The sequence below is a fragment of the Gordonia sp. (in: high G+C Gram-positive bacteria) genome (genome assembly GCF_047600385.1).
GTDB lineage: Bacteria > Actinomycetota > Actinomycetes > Mycobacteriales > Mycobacteriaceae > Gordonia.
In genome coordinates, this window is the sequence record NZ_JASGKZ010000001.1 from 2,374,900 (window position 1) to 2,390,922 (window position 16,023).

Below are 16,023 nucleotides of genomic sequence, written 5' to 3' on the forward strand. Positions count from 1 at the left end.
GGGGAAGAGTGTCGAGCACAGACGACCGACGCTTCGAGATCCTGCGTGCGATCGTCACCGACTTCGTCGCCACCCAGGAACCGATCGCCTCGAAGGCCCTGGTGGACCGGCACAATCTCGGGGTCTCCAGCGCCACGGTCCGCAACGACATGGCGGTCCTGGAGGCGGAGGGCCTCATCACCCAGCCGCACACCAGTTCCGGCCGGGTGCCCACCGACAAGGGCTACCGGGTCTTCGTCGACCGCATCAACGAGGTCAAACCGCTCTCGGTGGCCGAACGACGCGCCATCCTCACCTTCCTCGACACCGCCGTCGACCTCGACGACGTCCTGCGCCGCTCGGTGCGACTCCTCGCCGAACTGACCCACCAGGTCGCGGTGATCCAGTACCCGGTGCTGTCGACGTCCCGCGTCCGGCACCTCGAAGTGGTCGCGCTGACGCCGCAGCGACTGCTGCTCGTCGTCATCACCGACACCGGGCGGGTGGAACAGCGGATGGTCACCCTCCGGGAACCGCTGAACGACGACGACCTGGCCCGGGTGCGCACCCTCTTCGGCACCGCCCTCGACGGCAAACGCCTGGAGGAGGCGTCGGCCGCCGTCTCGCAGCTGGTCGACGACTGCCCGCCCGGCCTGCAGCGACCCGTCCTGGAGATCGCGACGGTGCTGATCGAGACCCTGGTGGAACGCGGCGAAGACCGGCTGGTGCTCGGCGGGACGTCGAACCTGGCTCGGAGCGCGGGGGACTTCACGCCCGCGCTCGGGGGAATGGACACGGTCCTCGATGCGTTGGAAGAGCAGGTCGTGATCCTGCGACTGCTCGCGCACACGCGCGAGAACGACGCGGTGATGGTGCAGATCGGTGAGGAGAACGCCGCCGAGAACCTGCGCAGCACGTCGGTGGTGTCGACCGGGTACGGTGCTTCGGGCACCTTCTTCGGTGGGGTCGGCGTGGTCGGCCCGACCCGGATGGACTACCCGGGCACCATGGCGGCCGTCGCCGCGGTGGCCCGCTATGTCGGCGAAGTACTCGCCGGCCGATGATGGAAACCAAGTAAGGACGCATTTCACGTGGCTCGTGATTACTACGGAATCCTCGGGGTGTCCCGAGACGCCTCCGCACAGGAACTCAAGCGCGCGTACCGCCGCCTGGCGCGGGAGTTGCACCCAGATGTGAACCCGATGGAAGAGGAGCGGTTCAAGGAGGTCACCACCGCCTACGAGGTGCTCTCCGACCCCGAACGGCGCCGGATCGTCGACGCCGGCGGCGACCCGCTGGATCGCAGCGCGGGCGGTTTCGCCGGCGGCGGCGACTTCGGCGGCCTGGGGGACATCTTCAACACTTTTTTCGGTGGCGGCGGCGGTGGCTTCGGGGGCGGCGGTCGCGGCCCGCGTGGTCGCGTCCGCCCCGGTGAACCCGCGCTGGTCGGCCTGACCCTCGATCTCGAGGAGATCGCCGCCGGCGCCGAACGCGAGATCACCGTCGACACCGCGATCCTCTGCGACTCGTGCGACGGTGCGGGCACCAGCGGCAACTCCAAGCCGGTCACCTGCGTCACCTGCCGGGGCCAGGGGGAGATCCAGACCGTGCAGCGCTCGTTCCTCGGCCAGGTGATGTCGGTGCGCGAATGCCCCGAATGCCACGGCGCCGGCGAGGTGATCCCCGATCCGTGCGGCAAGTGCGGCGGCGACGGCCGCGTCCGTTCGCGCCGGAACCTGACCGTCAAGATCCCGGCCGGCGTGGAGCAGGGCATGCGGGTGCGCCTCGCGGGCAAGGGCGAGGTGGGCCCCGGCGGCGGCCCGGCCGGCGACCTGTACGTGGAGATCAGCGAGAAGCCCGACGACGTCTTCGTGCGCGACAAGGACGATCTGCACTGCACCCTGCAGGTCCCGATGGTCGACGCCGCACTCGGCTCCGAACTCGAGATCGGCACCGTCCTGGGCGGCACCGCCCGGATCGACATCGAACCCGGCACGCAGCCCGGCACCGTCGTGACCGTCAAGGGCCAGGGCCTGCCGCACCTGAACACGGGGCTGCGCGGCAACCTGCACGCACACCTCGAAGTGGTCGTGCCGACCAGGGTCGACGGCGTCCAGCGCGATCTGCTCACGCAGCTGCGCGCCGCCGGGAACGACGGCGTCGAACTGGTGACCGCGTCGTCCAAGGCCGGCGCCAAGGACGGGCTCTTCTCCCGCCTGCGCAACGCGTTCGCAGGCCGATGACCCCGCCGGTCTTCTGGGTCGACGACGTCCCGCGCGCCGGTGAGACGGCCGTGGTGACCGGCCCGGAAGGCCGTCACGCCGTGACCGTGACCCGGATCCGGGACGGCGAACCGGTGGTGCTCGGCGACGGCCGCGGCACCCGCGCCGAGTGCACGGTGACCGAGGTCTCCGGCAAGGACCGGATGACCGTGCGCGCCGACCGCGTCGACTTCGTCGAACGACGATCCCCGCTGGTCACCATCGTGCAGGCCCTCCCGAAGGCCGAGCGCTCGGAACTCGCGGTGGACCTGATGACCGAGGCCGGGGTCGACGCGATCGTGCCGTGGCAGTCGGCGCGGAGCATCGCGCGCTGGTCCGGGGCCAAGGCGGCCAAGGGCGTCGACAAGTGGCGGGCGACCGCGGCGACGGCGGCCAAACAGGCGCGTCGTGCCTGGATCCCCGAGGTGCACGACCTCTCGGCGACCATCGCCGTCCGCGACCTCTGCGGCCGGGTCCACGCCGAGGGCGGCGTCGTGGCGTTGCTGCACGAGGCCGGGTCGACGCCGTTCCGGTCGGTCGACTTCACCGGCGCGCCCGAGGTGGTGTTCGTCATCGGGCCCGAAGGCGGACTGACCGACCAGGAGGTGTCCGACCTGACCGCGCTCGGCGGCCGCTCGGTGGTGCTCGGTCCGCAGGTGCTGCGGACCGCCGCGGCCGGGGCGGTGGCGCTCGGCGCGCTCGGCGCGGTGACCGATCGCTGGGACCGGTGAGCGGAGACGGATGAAACGCCGGAAGATCGCCTACGGCGAGCACCCCTCGCAGTACGGACACCTCTATCTCCCGGACCGGGAGCGGGCGAGCGGTCGTGCGCCGCTGGTGGTGCTGGTCCACGGGGGCTCGTGGTCGGCCGAGTTCGCGCTGGTCGTGTACTCGGCGGTGGCACGCGATCTGGTCGCCCGGGGCGCGGTGGTCTGGAACGTCGAATACCGCCGTCTCGGTGACGGCGGAACCGGCGGCGACGGCCCCGCTCACTCCGTTCCCGGCGGCGGTGACGTCAGCCCCGCTCACTCCGTTCCCGGCGGCGGGTGGCCGCAGACCGGGCGCGACGTCGTCGCCGCGCTGCGCGCCCTCGACGGCCCGGTCGCCGGGGAACTCGCGGTGGCCGGGATCGCCGTGGACCGGCAGCACGTGTCCGTCGTCGGGCACTCGGCGGGCGGTCAGCTCGCGACCTGGGCCGTCGCGCAGCTCGGCGCACGGACCGACGGCCATCGGATCACCACCGTCGTGCCGCAGTCCGCGGTGCTCGACCTCACCGTCGACGGCGCTCGTGACAAGGAGTCCGTGACGGCGTTCCTGGGCGCGTCGTACCGGCAGGCGCCGCGACGGTACACCGAGGCCTCGCCCGCGCACGCGCCGGTGACCGATGCGCGCCTGCACGTCGTGCACACCACCGACGATCGGGCGGTGCCGCTCGCCATGAGCGAGCACTACGTGGCCGTGATGACCGAGCGCGGCCAGTCGGCGATGCTGACCGAGGTCCCGGGCGAGCACGCGTGCTTCGTGAATCCGAAGACGCCCGCCCACCGCGCCACCCTGCGGGCCCTCGGCCTCTGAAGTCGGCTCTCCCGAGCCTCTGCCCGGGCCGCGGAGAAGCCCCGGAAGACGGACCCGAGGGAAACCGGGAGGCGTCCGGATGCCCCGCCGGGATAGAATCGACCTAAACCATCGGCGATTTTCAGGAGTGAAACCCTTAGTGACCAACGACGACGACGCACCCCGCGTGGCGACCTCGAGCATGGAGATCCCGCACGAGCTGGTGGTCGGGCTGCTGGGGGCGGCCGATGTCAACCTGCGGACGCTGGAATCGCAACTCCCGGCCGACGTGCACGTGCGGGGCAACAGGCTCACGCTGACCGGTCGGCCCGCCGACATCGCCGCATCCGAGCGGGTGATCTCCGAACTGATCTCGCTGGTGCGCACCGGCACCCCGCTCACCCCGGACCTGGTCCGCGAATCGATGACGATCCTCGCCGACGAGGGGAACTCCGAGTCGCCCGCGCAGGTGCTGAGCCTGGACATCATCTCCCGGCGCGGCAAGGCCATCCGGCCCAAGACGCTCAACCAGAAGCGGTACGTCGACGCGATCGATGAGAACACCATCGTGTTCGGGCTCGGTCCGGCCGGCACCGGCAAGACCTATCTGGCGATGGCCAAGGCCGTGCAGGCGCTGCATCGCAAGGAGGTCAGCCGCATCATCCTGACGCGTCCCGCGGTGGAGGCAGGCGAACGGCTCGGCTTCCTGCCCGGCTCGCTGAGCGAGAAGATCGACCCGTATCTGCGGCCGCTGTACGACGCCCTGCACGACATGATGGACCCCGAGGCGATCCCGAAACTCATGGAGGCGGGCGTGATCGAGGTCGCGCCGCTGGCGTACATGCGCGGCCGGACGCTCAATGACGCGTTCATCATCCTCGACGAGGCGCAGAACACCACCGGCGAGCAGATGAAGATGTTCCTCACCCGCCTCGGCTTCGGCGCCAAGATGGTCGTCACCGGCGACATCACCCAGGTGGATCTGCCGGGCGGCGCCGCGAGCGGTCTGCGGATCGCCGCACGCATCCTCGACGGCATCGACGACATCCACTTCGCGGAGCTGACCAGCGCCGACGTCGTCCGTCACCGGCTGGTGGCCGACATCGTCGACGCCTACGGCCGCGCCGAGGAGAACGGCACACTGACCGGGCGCGGTGCGCGTTCGTCCGGGAACCGCGCGGAACGTCGTTCCTCGCTGCAGGGAGGACACCGCCGATGAGCATCGAACTGTTCAACGAGTCCGGCCAGGACGCGCCGGAGGAGCAGATCATCGAGGTCGCGCGGTTCGCGATGGGCGCGATGGACGTGCACCAGGCCGCCGAACTGTCGATCCAGCTGGTCGACCTCGACGCCATGGCCGACCTGCACGTGCAGTGGATGGACCTGCCCGGCCCCACCGACGTGATGAGCTTCCCGATGGACGAGCTGACGCCGGGCGGCCGCCCGGACGCCGCCGACCCGGGCCCGGCCATGCTCGGTGACATCGTGCTGTGCCCCGCGTTCGCCGCCGACCAGGCCAAGAAGCAGCGCCACAGCTACGAACACGAACTCGCCGTCCTCACCGTGCACGGCGTCCTCCACCTCCTCGGCTTCGACCACGCCGAACCGGAGGAGGAGAAGGAGATGTTCGGGCTGCAGAACCAGATCCTGGCCGACTGGTACGACGCCCGCGCCGAACGCGCCGACGAGCGGCGCCAGGCGGAGAAGGACGGCCGGCTGCTGCGCGACGTCGGCTTCGACGGCCGCCCCGGCACCGAATCCGGCAGGGGCTGAGCCGCGGTGCACGACCTCGTCTTCCTGGGCGCCGCCGTCCTGCTCACGGTGATCGCCGGGGTGTTCGCCGCCGTCGACTCGGCGCTCGCGACGGTCTCCGTCGCCCGGGTCGAAGACCTGGTGAAAGACGAACGGTTCGGTGCGCAGCGCCTGGCCCGCGTCGTCGAACAGCGGCCCGCCTACATGGGCCTCACCGTGCTCCTGCGGATCGGCTTCGAGACCGCCTCGACCGTGTCGGTCTCGATCATCGTCGTCGAACATCTGGGCCTGACCTGGGGGATCGTCACGTCGATCGCCGCGATGACGGTGGTCTCGTTCGTGGCGGTGGGCGTCGGCCCCCGCACGGTCGGCCGCCAGCACGCCTACTCCATATCGCTGTTCGCGGCACCGCTGCTCACCGCGATCGGGGTCCTGCTGCGACCGGTCACGCGGATCCTGATCGTCCTGGGCAACGCGCTCACCCCCGGCCGCGGCTTCCGCAACGGGCCGTTCGCGACAGAGGTGGAGGTCCGCGAGATCGTCGACCTCGCGCAGTCGCAGGGCGTGGTCGACGACGACGAGCGCCGCATGATCCAGTCCGTGTTCGAGCTCGACGAGACCAACGCCCGCGAGGTGATGGTGCCGCGCCCGGAGATGGTCTGGATCGAGGCCGAGAAGTCCGCGACGCAGGCGATGAGCCTGGCCGTGAAATCCGGTCATTCGCGCATCCCGGTGATCGGGGAGAACCCCGACGACGTCCTCGGCGTGGTGTACCTCAAGGACGTCGTCGAACGCATGCTCCCGCAGGGGCGGATCCAGACCGATCTGACCGTCGCGGACGTGATGCGCGAAGCCTGGTTCGTGCCCGACTCCAAGCGGCTCGACGACCTGCTCGAAGACATGCAGGCGCAGCACAACCACATGGCGCTGCTGGTCGACGAGTACGGCGGCATCGCGGGCCTGGTGACCATCGAGGACGTGCTCGAGGAGATCGTCGGCGAGATCGCCGACGAGTACGACACCGACGAGGTCGCGCCCGTCGTCGAACTCGGCGACGGCGTCCACCGCGTCTCGTCGCGACTGCCGGTGGAGGACCTGAGCGAACTGTACGACGTCGACCTGACCGACGACGACGTCGAGACCGTCGGCGGCCTGCTCGCCTGGAAGCTCGGCCGCGTGCCGCTGCCGGGGGCGCGGGTGAAGATCGACGGGCTGCTGCTCACCGCCGAGGGCGGGCCCAACCGGGTGGGCCGGCAGCGCATCACCTCGGTGCTGGTGCGGCCGGAGGAGCGTGTCGTCGACGAGCGCTCCGGCGAGTCCGAGACCAAGGACCGGTCCGGGCGGGACCGACCCGCCAAGGACAAGGCCGCGAAGGACCGAGCGGCCAAGGACCGGGCAGGCAAGGACAAGGCGGCCAAGGACGCCAAGAAAGAAGCCAAGAAGGCCAGACGCGAGGCGGCCGAAGCGAGGGGAGAGACGCAATGACCGAGTTCCGATCGGGATTCATCTGTTTCGTGGGTCGGCCGAACACCGGCAAGTCGACGTTGACCAATGCGCTGGTGGGCGACAAGATCGCCATCACGTCGAACCGTCCGCAGACCACCCGGCACGCGATCCGCGGCATCGTGAACCTCTCCGACGCGCAACTGGTGCTGGTCGACACCCCCGGTCTGCACAAGCCGCGCACCCTGCTGGGCAAACGGCTCAACGACCTGGTGCTCGACACGCTCTCCGAGGTGGACGTCATCTGCCTGTGCATCCCCGCCGACGAGTCGATCGGCCCGGGCGACCGCTGGATCATCGAGCAGATCAAGCCGCTGGCCAAGCGGACCCGGGTGGTCGGGATCGTGACCAAACTCGACAAGGTGACCCCGGAGAAGGTCGGCGAACAGCTCATCAAGCTCTCCGGTGAACTCGGGCCCGACGCCGAGGTGATCCCGGTGTCGGCCAAGAGCGGCAAGCAGCTCGACGTGCTCAGCGACCTGCTGGTGTCGCTGTGCGAGCCGGGCCCGGCCTTCTATCCCGAGGGCGAGCTGACCGACGAGCCCGAGCAGGTGCTGATGGCCGAGTTCATCCGGGAGGCCGCACTGGAGGGCGTGCGCGACGAACTGCCGCACTCGCTCGCGGTGACCATCGAAGAGGTGATCCCGCGCGAGGGCACGGAGCCGCCCATCGTCGACGTCTACGCGCACCTGTTCGTCGAACGCGACAGCCAGAAGGGCATCGTCATCGGGAAGAAGGGTGCGCGGCTGAAAGAGGTCGGCACCGTCGCCCGCGGCCAGATCGAGCGGTTGCTCGGCTGCAGGGTGTACCTCGACCTGCGGGTGAAGGTGGCCAAGGACTGGCAGCGCGATCCGAAACAGCTGGGCCGGCTGGGCTTCTGATCCCCGATCGTCGGGGTGGAGCGACTCTTCACCGCAGGTGATCCCCGGTCGTCGGATGGGCCACTTTTCACCGCCGGTGATCCCGGGCCGTCGGGTGGGTCGACTCTTCACCGCCGGTGATCCCTGATCGTCAGGTGGGCGACTCTTCACCGCCGGCTGAGCCGGACGCGAACGAAGTGAGCATCCGTGTCGAAGCCCCCGTGTCACACCCCGATGAGAGGATGTCGCCGTGAGGAATTACCAGGACGAGGCGGTGGTGATCCGCCAGCACAAGCTCGGCGAGGCCGACCGCATCATCACCTTCCTCACCGCCGAACACGGTCTGGTCCGCGGCGTGGCCAAGGGGATCCGGCGCACCCGGTCGAAGTTCGGCGCGCGCCTGGAACCGTTCGCGCACGTCCACGTGAACTTCTACCTCGGCCGCGATCTCGACACCGTCACCCAGGTCCACACGATCCACGCCTTCAGCGAGGCGATGGCGCAGGACTATGCGCGCTACACCACCGCGTGCGCCGTGCTGGAGACCGCCGAACGGCTCGCCGGCGAGGAACGCGTGCCCGCGCGGCAGCTGTATCGCCTGACCGTCGGCGCGCTCACCGCACTGGCGGAGGATCGTCGTGCCACGCAGTTGATCCTGGACGCGTTCCTGCTCCGCGCCATGGGGTCGGCCGGCTGGATGCCCGCGCTCGACCTCTGCGCCCGCTGCGCCGAACCGGGACCGCACAAGGCCTTCAGCCCGGCCGCCGGAGGCGCGGTCTGCACGCTGTGCCGTCCGGCCGGATCGGCCACCCCTCCCGCCGGGGTGACGGAACTGATGGAGGCACTGGTGCAGGGGCGGTGGGACGCGGTCGGCGAGACGACCGCGTCGCAGCAGCAGCACGCGACCGGCTTGATCGCCGCGCACCTGCAATGGCATCTGGAGCGTCGGCTCCGCACCCTGCCGCTGATCGAGCGGCGGATACCCGCAGGGGCCGCGGTGGGATCACCCCTGTTCGGGGCACGGATTCCCGGCGATCCGACACCGGATACGGGGGTCGAGACCGGCGTCGAACGCTCCGTGACGACGGCGTAGCGGGCGGGCCGTCGCCGGTCGCCCGGCGTCGCCGCCTAGTCTGGTGAGGAAGAACCGGAGTCGCCGGAGACTCGAACCACCAGGGCGTCGATGACGGCGCGCGGTAGCAGATCTGAGGAAAGGCCAGGCCAGACCCGATGGCACGACTCACCCGCCGCCAGCAGCCTGCGGCCGCGACGCCGACCTCGATCCGCCCGCCGGATCCGCATCCGTCCGGTGCGGTGCCGCCGTCGATCCCGCCGGAGTTCGTGCCGAACCACGTGGCACTGGTGATGGACGGCAACGGCCGGTGGGCGCAGGACCGCGGCCTGCCGCGCACCGAAGGACACAAGCGCGGGGAAGCCGTGCTGATGGATGCGGTGTGCGGGTCCATCGAGATCGGCGTCAAATGGTTGTCGGCGTACGCGTTCTCCACCGAGAACTGGTCGCGCAGTCCCGAGGAGGTGAAGTTCCTGATGGGCTTCAACCGGGATGTGATCCGGCGCCGGCGTGACGAGATGAACGAGATGGGCGTGCGGGTCCGCTGGGCCGGACGACGCCCCCGGCTGTGGCGCAGCGTGATCAAAGAGCTCGAAGTGGCCGAGGAGCTCACCAAGGACAACGACGTGATGACCCTGGTGATGTGCGTCAACTACGGCGGTCGTGCGGAGATCGCCGACGCGGCACGCGCCCTCGCGCGCCGGGCCGCCGCAGGCGAGATCGATCCGGATCGCATCACCGAGGAGAGCTTCGCCCGCTACCTGGACGAGCCGGACATGCCGGATGTGGACCTGTTCCTGCGGCCGTCCGGCGAACAACGCATCTCGAACTTCCTGCTGTGGCAGTCCGCGTACGCCGAGATGGTCTACCAGGAGAAACTGTTCCCCGATTTCGATCGCCGTGACCTGTGGGCCGCGTGTTTGGAGTACGCCAAGCGCGATCGCAGGTTCGGAAGCGCCTGACGGCTGCGTCGCCCGCCGGTGTCCGACCGGTCGGGCGGAGTCGAGATCACCGAGTACGAAGGAGAAATCAATGGACTGGAGACCCGCCGAGGTCCCGATGCAGGACGAGTCGATCATCGTCGAAGTGGTCGATCCGGGATCGCCGGACGCGCAGTACGCGGTGAGCGAGTACTACGGTGAGCTGGCGCGGCGGTTCCCGGCCGGTTTCGACGGGACGAACCCCGCGGACGGAGACGACTTCCGGTCTCCCGCCGGAGCGTTCCTGCTGGCCTCCGGTCCGGAGGGGGAGGCCGTCGGATGCGGCGGCGTGCACACGATCGGCGACGGCGTCGGCGAGATCAAGCGCATGTGGGTCCACAGCTCCTGGCGCGGCCAGGGCTTGGGCGCCCGCCTGCTGCGAGACCTGGAGGCGTTGGCCGCGGAGATGGGCCACACGCGGGTCCGCCTCGACACCAACGGCGAGCTGACCGAAGCGATCGCGCTGTACAGCGGTGCCGGTTACCGTCCGGTGGAGCGTTACAACGACAACGGGTACGCCACCCACTTCTTCGAGAAGGATCTGCGGGTCGGCTGACCGTTCGCGCGGGAAGCCGCAGGAGACGGGGTCCGCCGGAGGGCATGCGTTCGGGGGCTCGTCAGGATGTACACGGATCCGGGGGTCTCGCCGACGAACAGTCGGCGACACCCCTGTTCTCCTGTACATCCTGACCGCTTCCTCGCTGTCGGCCGGGCCGACCCGGGGAACGCGGCGATGGCGGGCGGGTCGAGGCCCGTTCCCCGGCCGTCGTGATCGCCCGGCGTGTCGTGGAACCGGACCGGGCGCCGTCACGTCTAAACGAGGTGACGAAGGATTCGGGCATCTACCCCCGCGCACGACTTCTCAGCCTCGGCTACGACACGGCACAGATTCGGAAGAGCGTCGCATGCGGAGATCTGATCCGGTTGCGAAACGGATGGTTCGCTCTCCGCACGCATGACGCCGACATCGCCGCCGCGGTGCGGTCCGGTGGATCGGCGGCATGTGTCTCCGCACTCCGATGGCACGGTCTCCGGGTTCCGCCGGGTTACCCGGGAACTCATGTCCGGAGGACCCGGCGCAAGGGCGCGGGCAAGCGGTCGTGTTCGGCTGTCGGAGGTCCGTATCCTCTGAACGGCCCGGTGGACCCGATCCCGTTGGCACTGGCCTGTGCGGCGAGGTGCATGTCGACCGAGGACTGGGTCGCCACCTGCGACAGCTACCTCAACGCCGCCGGCATCACCGCCGACCAGTTCCTCGCGTTGCTGGGACACGGCGGTGACGGCAGGCTGAAGAGGCTGCTCGCGATGACGGACCCGAGGTCGCAATCGGGTACGGAGAGCATCGTGCGGGTGCGCCTCAAAGCACGCGGTTTCGCCGTGATCTCGCAGCCGGTGATCGCCGGGGTCGGTCACGTGGACCTTCGGATCGGGATGCTGCTGATCGAATGCGACAGCATGCAGCACCACACCGACCCGGCGGCCTACCAGCGGGACCGCACGCGAGACCGCAAGTCGGCGGTCGGCGGCTGGATCACACTCCGGCTCACCTACGACGACGTCCTCTACGGATGGGACGAGGTGCTGCAGGACATCAAGGCGATCACCGATAAAGGTCGGCACCGTGCGCGGAGCATGCGGGCACGGACCGCACTCGCCGACAGTCTGCGTGCGGCGGCGACCGAGGCGGAGATGCAGCGCGAGGCGGCAGCCGAACGCGGCGAGTAACCTGATCGACGACAGCCCGTCACCGGGTCGGTACGGGTGATCGGTGCGGCCCCGGCCGCCGGACGTCACGACGGTCCGACCACGATGAGGAGCCCGCGATGAGACGGTGCCGGTGGACGGTGTCCGGGATCCTCGCCGGGATCGTCGTCTCGGGCCTGACCGCGTGCGGCGGAGCCGACGAGTCCTCGCCGCACACCTCGGCGGTGAGCGGACGCACGGTGATCACGCCCGGTCTCGGGGTGATCGGGCCCGTCACGGTCACGGCGAACACGCTGCAGGGCGCCACCGTGGAACTCACCGCGGGTCGGGTCCTCGACATCGACACCGGGGATCTGCCGGTCACGAGCTATCGCGGTGAGGTCGCCGATCCACGGGTGGCGACGTTCACGCCCGGTCGGGACGAGGGCGGTGCGCAGTTCGATCCCGGGGTCACGGCCGTCGCCCCCGGCACCACCGAGGTCACGATGACCGGTGTGAACGGCGGAATCGGATCGCTCCGCTTCACGGTCGTCGTGACCGCGGCGCGTCAGTCGTCCTGAGGAGTCGGCTGCATGCTCGCGAGGAGCCGGACCAGAGCGGACTCGAACTCGGCGCCGTCGACTCCGGAGTCGGCGAGCGGCCCGGAACCGGCTTCGGCGTCGAGCAGCGCGAGCAGGATGTGCTCGGTGCCGATGTAGTCGTGTCCCAGCCGGAGGGCCTGCCGGAAGGTCAACTCGAGCGCCTTGCGGGCGGCGGCGTCGTACGGGATCAGTTCGGGCGCCTCGGCGGCGGGCGCCGCCAGACCCGACAGCAACCGGTCCCGAAGCGCGGTGAGATCCGTGCCGCTCTCCTTGAGGAGCACGACGGCGAGGGATTCGGGGTCGTCGAGCAGCCCGAGGGCGATGTGCGCGGGGGTCACGGTGTCGTTGTCCGCGGCCTTGGCGGCGTTGTGCGCGGCCGTCACGACGTTCCGGGCGCGGGGAGTGAAGGAGCGGAAGCTCTGCATGGAGTCGAGATCACCCGCGGTGCCGGGGTCCTTCGGGGTGAAGCGTTTCTGCGCGGCCTGCTTGGTGACGCCCATGCTGGCGCCGATCTCGGTCCACGACGCGCCGGTGCGTCGTGCGTTGTCGACGAAGTGCCCGATCAGATGGTCGGCGATGTCGCCGAGGTGGTCGGCCGCCAGCATGGCGTCGGTGAGCTGCTGGAGGGGGTCGTCGTGCACCTTCTCGATGGCGTTGATGAGGTCGTCGAGGCGGACGGACGGGGTGAGGGGAGTGTTCTCTTCCATGCGTCAACCCTAGGTTGACGCATGGAATTTCGTCAACCCTGAGTTGACGATGTGCAGGCGCCGCAGGTGCCGAAGATCTCGACCGTGTGCGCGATGTCCCGGAAACCGTGCGCGTCGGCGACCTTCGCGGCCCACTTCTCGACGGGATCGGCCTGGATCTCCACCGTGGTCCCGCAGTCGCGGCAGACCAGATGGTGGTGGTGGCCGTCGGAGCAGTGGCGGTAGCGGGTCTCGCCGGAGCCGTCCCAGATGGCGTCGACCTGGCCGGCGTCGACCAGCGCCTGCAGATTCCGGTAGACGGTGGTGAGGCCGATGGAGTCGCCGCGGGCGACGAGCTGTTCGTGGAGCTGCTGCGCCGAGAGGAAGTCGTCGGTCTCGGTGAGCATCTGGGCGATCGCGGAGCGCTGCCGGGTGGTGCGCTGGCCGGTGACCGGCTTGGTGCGGGTCATTCGTGGCGCCCTTCCGTCGCGTGTGTCAGGGCGTCGGTGACGATGTGCGCGATGTGGTCGTCGACCAGGGTGTACTCCACCTCGCGGCCGCGGCGGTTGCCCGCGACGACACCGGAGTTCTTGAGCACTTTGAGGTGCTGGCTGACCTGCGGCTGGTTGAGGTGGAGCGCGTCGACGAGTTCGTGGACGCACATCGCGCGTTCCTTGAGTGACAGCACGATGGCGACGCGCGCGGGTGCGGCGAGGGCGCGGAGGAGGTCGCTGGCGGCGGTGGTGTCGGCGGCGTCGGGACGCGGGGCGGCGATGTCGGCGTGGGGCATCGGGGGATTCCTTTCGGAAGGGACGCCCCGATCTTATCGGCACTGGTTGCCATTTGGCTATTCACGCATGAGTGTGACGGTGTCAGGCGGTGATGAACTGCGTGAGAACCGCCTGGAGCTCGTAGATGTCGACCTGTTTGTTGAACCGCTTCTCGATCGGCGCGGGGTTGCCGGAGATCCAGATCTTCAATTCGGCATCGAGATCGAAGGTGCCTGCGGTCTCGACCGCGTAGTGGGAGATCGACTTGTAGGGGATCGAGTGGTACTCGACCTTCTTGCCGCTGAACCCCTGCTTGTCGATCAGCAGGAGGCGACGGTTGGTGAACAGGAACTGGTCGCGAACCAGCTGGTAGGCGATGTGGATCTGTTCGCCCTGGCCGAGCAGTCGCGCGTTCTCCTGGTGCGCCTTCTGCGGGTCGATGCGGCCGGCGTTGCCGATCATTCCGTCCATGAATCCCATGGGTTCCTCCGGATCAGGTGGTGGGGTCGAGTGGGGCGACGGTATCGATCGGCTACGGCAACCGAGGGACGGGAACGCGCCGGGGTCCCCGGTCGACCCGGTCCCGGCGGCGGGCGGGTCGATGCGGCAGCGGGGCGTCGAACGTGAGGGGATACCCTGTAGGAAGACACGTGGCACGTCGCATATATGTGCATGTCATCGTGAGTCCCATCCTCTCAACCTGGAGATCAGTCAGCCGTGGCCGTGCAGTCCAAAGTCGAAGCCGTCGTCAACCTCGCCAAGCGGCGGGGCCTGGTTTTTCCGTGCGGTGAGATCTACGGCGGTACGCGGTCCGCGTGGGATTACGGACCGCTCGGCGTCGAGTTGAAGAACAACATCAAGGACCAGTGGTGGCGGGCCATGGTCACCTCGCGCGACGACGTCGTGGGCCTGGACTCGTCGGTGATCCTGCCGCGTGCGGTGTGGGAGGCCTCCGGACACGTCGAGGTGTTCAGCGATCCGCTGGTCGAATGCACCAACTGCCACAAGCGTCACCGCCAGGATCACCTGCAGGAGGCGTACGCGGAGAAGAAGGGCCTCGACGACCCGGACGACGTGCCGATGAGCGAGGTCGTGTGCCCGGACTGCGGCGCCCGCGGGCAGTGGACCGAGCCGCGTGAGTTCTCCGGACTGCTCAAGACCTTCCTCGGCCCCGTCGCCGACGACGAGGGCCTGCACTACCTGCGCCCGGAGACCGCCCAGGGCATCTTCATCAACTTCAAGAACGTGATGACCACCGCCCGCAAGAAGCCGCCGTTCGGCATCGCGCAGATCGGCAAGAGCTTCCGCAACGAGATCACGCCGGGCAACTTCATCTTCCGCACCCGCGAGTTCGAGCAGATGGAGATGGAGTTCTTCGTCAAGCCGGGCGACGACGACCAGTGGCACGAGTACTGGATCAACACCCGCAAGGACTGGTACACCGATCTGGGCATCGACCCGGAGAACCTGCGCCTGTTCGTGCACCCGCAGGAGAAGCTCTCGCACTACTCCAAGGGCACCACCGACATCGAGTACAAGTTCGGTTTCTCCGGCAACCCGTGGGGCGAGCTCGAAGGCATCGCGAACCGCACCGACTACGACCTCTCCACGCACAGCAAGGCCTCCGGCGAGGACCTCGTGTACTTCGAGCAGGCCTCCGGCGAGAAGTACACCCCCTACGTGATCGAGCCCGCGGCCGGCCTCGGCCGCTCGATGATGGCGTTCCTCTGCGACGCGTACACCGAGGAGCAGGTGCCCAACGCCAAGGGCGGCACCGACACCCGCACCGTGCTCAAGCTGGACCGTCGTCTCGCGCCGATCAAGGTCGCCGTGCTCCCGCTCTCGCGTAACGAGAAGCTCTCGCCGAAGGCCCGCGGCCTGGCCGAGGAACTGCGCAAGTACTGGACCATCGACTTCGACGACGCCCAGGGCATCGGCAAGCGTTACCGCCGCCAGGACGAGATCGGCACGCCGTTCTGCGTGACCGTCGATTTCGACACGCTCGACGACGACGCCGTCACCATCCGCGAGCGTGACACCATGAGCCAGGAGCGCATCCCGCTGTCCGGCGTCGTGGAGTACCTCGCGGGCAAACTCGTCGGCGCCTGATCGTCGTATCCGTCTGAACGCAGGAGCACCGGTGCTGAATCCCAAGTTCGTGCTGGTCTTCAGCGGTGCGCTGATGCTCATCGCCGCTTACATGATGGTGGCGGAGCAGCAGTGGAAGATGCTCTCCGTGGTGCTGCCGCTGTGGCTGGCGATCCTCGCGTTCTGGCTGTACCGGCAACGGAAGGTGTAGCGCCTCGGCGTCGTCTGGTGGC

The 16,023-nt window shown here is 69.1% G+C and carries 19 protein-coding genes; 15 read left to right on the top strand and 4 right to left on the bottom strand.

Annotated features, from left to right (window positions below):
• Nucleotides 1-8 precede the first annotated feature (8 nt).
• The 13 genes from hrcA (at nt 9) to QM809_RS10670 (ending at nt 12,225) form a co-directional block, all read left to right on the top strand.
• The gene (gene hrcA, locus QM809_RS10610; RefSeq protein WP_415045742.1) at nt 9-1,043 is read left to right on the top strand and encodes a heat-inducible transcriptional repressor HrcA; all 1,035 of its coding nucleotides are present in this window, start codon (nt 9-11) and stop codon (nt 1,041-1,043) included.
• Between the two features lie 27 nt (nt 1,044-1,070).
• Nucleotides 1,071-2,222 (top strand): molecular chaperone DnaJ, encoded by a 1,152-nt coding sequence (gene dnaJ, locus QM809_RS10615; RefSeq protein ID WP_415045743.1) that lies wholly within the window; start codon nt 1,071-1,073, stop codon nt 2,220-2,222.
• On the top strand, nt 2,219-2,971 hold the full coding sequence (locus QM809_RS10620; protein ID WP_415045744.1) for a 16S rRNA (uracil(1498)-N(3))-methyltransferase: 753 nt from the start codon (nt 2,219-2,221) through the stop codon (nt 2,969-2,971). The genes dnaJ and QM809_RS10620 overlap by 4 nt, the downstream gene beginning before the upstream one ends.
• A 10-nt stretch (nt 2,972-2,981) precedes the next feature.
• Nucleotides 2,982-3,815 carry an alpha/beta hydrolase family protein gene (locus QM809_RS10625; protein WP_415045745.1) on the top strand — a complete coding sequence of 278 codons (834 nt, stop codon included), beginning with the start codon at nt 2,982-2,984 and terminating at the stop codon, nt 3,813-3,815.
• Nucleotides 3,816-3,996: 181 nt separating this feature from the next.
• Entirely contained in the window at nt 3,997-5,013 is a 1,017-nt protein-coding gene (locus tag QM809_RS10630) for a PhoH family protein (RefSeq protein ID WP_415047057.1), read from the top strand.
• Nucleotides 5,010-5,567 (top strand): rRNA maturation RNase YbeY, encoded by a 558-nt coding sequence (gene ybeY, locus QM809_RS10635; RefSeq protein ID WP_415045746.1) that lies wholly within the window; start codon nt 5,010-5,012, stop codon nt 5,565-5,567. The genes QM809_RS10630 and ybeY overlap by 4 nt, the downstream gene beginning before the upstream one ends.
• 6 nt (nt 5,568-5,573) lie before the next feature.
• Nucleotides 5,574-7,031, top strand: a complete 1,458-nt coding sequence (locus QM809_RS10640; RefSeq protein WP_415045747.1) for a hemolysin family protein — start codon at nt 5,574-5,576, stop codon at nt 7,029-7,031.
• Complete coding sequence (era, locus tag QM809_RS10645) at nt 7,028-7,930, top strand: GTPase Era (RefSeq protein WP_415045748.1); 903 nt, start codon at nt 7,028-7,030, stop codon at nt 7,928-7,930. The genes QM809_RS10640 and era overlap by 4 nt, the downstream gene beginning before the upstream one ends.
• 229 nt (nt 7,931-8,159) lie before the next feature.
• Nucleotides 8,160-9,002 (top strand): DNA repair protein RecO, encoded by an 843-nt coding sequence (recO, locus tag QM809_RS10650; protein ID WP_415045749.1) that lies wholly within the window; start codon nt 8,160-8,162, stop codon nt 9,000-9,002.
• A gap of 137 nt (nt 9,003-9,139) precedes the next feature.
• Nucleotides 9,140-9,943: an isoprenyl transferase gene (locus QM809_RS10655; RefSeq protein ID WP_415045750.1), complete on the top strand. Its 804-nt coding sequence runs from the start codon at nt 9,140-9,142 to the stop codon at nt 9,941-9,943.
• A gap of 70 nt (nt 9,944-10,013) precedes the next feature.
• A complete protein-coding gene (locus QM809_RS10660) occupies nt 10,014-10,517 on the top strand; it encodes a GNAT family N-acetyltransferase (RefSeq protein WP_415045751.1) in 504 nt (167 codons plus the stop codon).
• 626 nt (nt 10,518-11,143) lie between these two features.
• On the top strand, nt 11,144-11,686 hold the full coding sequence (locus QM809_RS10665) for an endonuclease domain-containing protein (protein ID WP_415045752.1): 543 nt from the start codon (nt 11,144-11,146) through the stop codon (nt 11,684-11,686).
• Between the two features lie 98 nt (nt 11,687-11,784).
• Nucleotides 11,785-12,225 carry a hypothetical protein gene (locus QM809_RS10670; RefSeq protein WP_415045753.1) on the top strand — a complete coding sequence of 147 codons (441 nt, stop codon included), beginning with the start codon at nt 11,785-11,787 and terminating at the stop codon, nt 12,223-12,225.
• Here the strand turns inward: QM809_RS10670 and QM809_RS10675 are convergent.
• The 4 genes from QM809_RS10675 to QM809_RS10690 form a co-directional block, all read right to left on the bottom strand.
• Nucleotides 12,213-12,953, bottom strand: coding sequence for a Clp protease N-terminal domain-containing protein (locus QM809_RS10675; protein WP_415045754.1), 741 nt, complete (start codon nt 12,951-12,953; stop codon nt 12,213-12,215). The genes QM809_RS10670 and QM809_RS10675 overlap by 13 nt on opposite strands.
• Nucleotides 12,954-12,985: 32 nt before the next feature.
• Nucleotides 12,986-13,402 (bottom strand): Fur family transcriptional regulator, encoded by a 417-nt coding sequence (locus tag QM809_RS10680; protein ID WP_415045755.1) that lies wholly within the window; start codon nt 13,400-13,402, stop codon nt 12,986-12,988.
• Entirely contained in the window at nt 13,399-13,722 is a 324-nt protein-coding gene (locus QM809_RS10685; protein ID WP_415045756.1) for an ArsR/SmtB family transcription factor, read from the bottom strand. Before QM809_RS10685 ends, QM809_RS10680 begins: the two co-directional genes overlap by 4 nt.
• Before the next feature lie 82 nt (nt 13,723-13,804).
• Nucleotides 13,805-14,182: a PH domain-containing protein gene (locus QM809_RS10690; RefSeq protein ID WP_415045758.1), complete on the bottom strand. Its 378-nt coding sequence runs from the start codon at nt 14,180-14,182 to the stop codon at nt 13,805-13,807.
• Nucleotides 14,183-14,419: 237 nt separating this feature from the next.
• On the opposite strand from QM809_RS10690, the gene QM809_RS10695 reads away from it, so the two are divergent.
• Both QM809_RS10695 and QM809_RS10700 read left to right on the top strand, forming a co-directional pair.
• Nucleotides 14,420-15,811: a glycine--tRNA ligase gene (locus QM809_RS10695; RefSeq protein WP_415045759.1), complete on the top strand. Its 1,392-nt coding sequence runs from the start codon at nt 14,420-14,422 to the stop codon at nt 15,809-15,811.
• Nucleotides 15,812-15,842: 31 nt separating this feature from the next.
• Nucleotides 15,843-16,001 carry a hypothetical protein gene (locus tag QM809_RS10700; protein WP_415045761.1) on the top strand — a complete coding sequence of 53 codons (159 nt, stop codon included), beginning with the start codon at nt 15,843-15,845 and terminating at the stop codon, nt 15,999-16,001.
• Nucleotides 16,002-16,023 lie beyond the last annotated feature (22 nt).

Bases quoted from the DNA above. Each gene is read 5' to 3' on its own strand.
- QM809_RS10620 (WP_415045744.1), top strand. From the start codon at position 2,219: ATGACCCCGCCGGTCTTCTGGGTCGACGACGTCCCGCGCGCCGGTGAG.
- QM809_RS10625 (WP_415045745.1), top strand. From the start codon at position 2,982: ATGAAACGCCGGAAGATCGCCTACGGCGAGCACCCCTCGCAGTACGGA.
- QM809_RS10630 (WP_415047057.1), top strand. From the start codon at position 3,997: ATGGAGATCCCGCACGAGCTGGTGGTCGGGCTGCTGGGGGCGGCCGAT.
- ybeY (WP_415045746.1), top strand. From the start codon at position 5,010: ATGAGCATCGAACTGTTCAACGAGTCCGGCCAGGACGCGCCGGAGGAG.
- era (WP_415045748.1), top strand. From the start codon at position 7,028: ATGACCGAGTTCCGATCGGGATTCATCTGTTTCGTGGGTCGGCCGAAC.
- QM809_RS10655 (WP_415045750.1), top strand. From the start codon at position 9,140: ATGGCACGACTCACCCGCCGCCAGCAGCCTGCGGCCGCGACGCCGACC.
- QM809_RS10660 (WP_415045751.1), top strand. From the start codon at position 10,014: ATGGACTGGAGACCCGCCGAGGTCCCGATGCAGGACGAGTCGATCATC.
- QM809_RS10665 (WP_415045752.1), top strand. From the start codon at position 11,144: ATGTCGACCGAGGACTGGGTCGCCACCTGCGACAGCTACCTCAACGCC.
- QM809_RS10670 (WP_415045753.1), top strand. From the start codon at position 11,785: ATGAGACGGTGCCGGTGGACGGTGTCCGGGATCCTCGCCGGGATCGTC.
- QM809_RS10675 (WP_415045754.1), bottom strand. From the start codon at position 12,953: ATGGAAGAGAACACTCCCCTCACCCCGTCCGTCCGCCTCGACGACCTC.
- QM809_RS10680 (WP_415045755.1), bottom strand. From the start codon at position 13,402: ATGACCCGCACCAAGCCGGTCACCGGCCAGCGCACCACCCGGCAGCGC.
- QM809_RS10685 (WP_415045756.1), bottom strand. From the start codon at position 13,722: ATGCCCCACGCCGACATCGCCGCCCCGCGTCCCGACGCCGCCGACACC.
- QM809_RS10690 (WP_415045758.1), bottom strand. From the start codon at position 14,182: ATGGGATTCATGGACGGAATGATCGGCAACGCCGGCCGCATCGACCCG.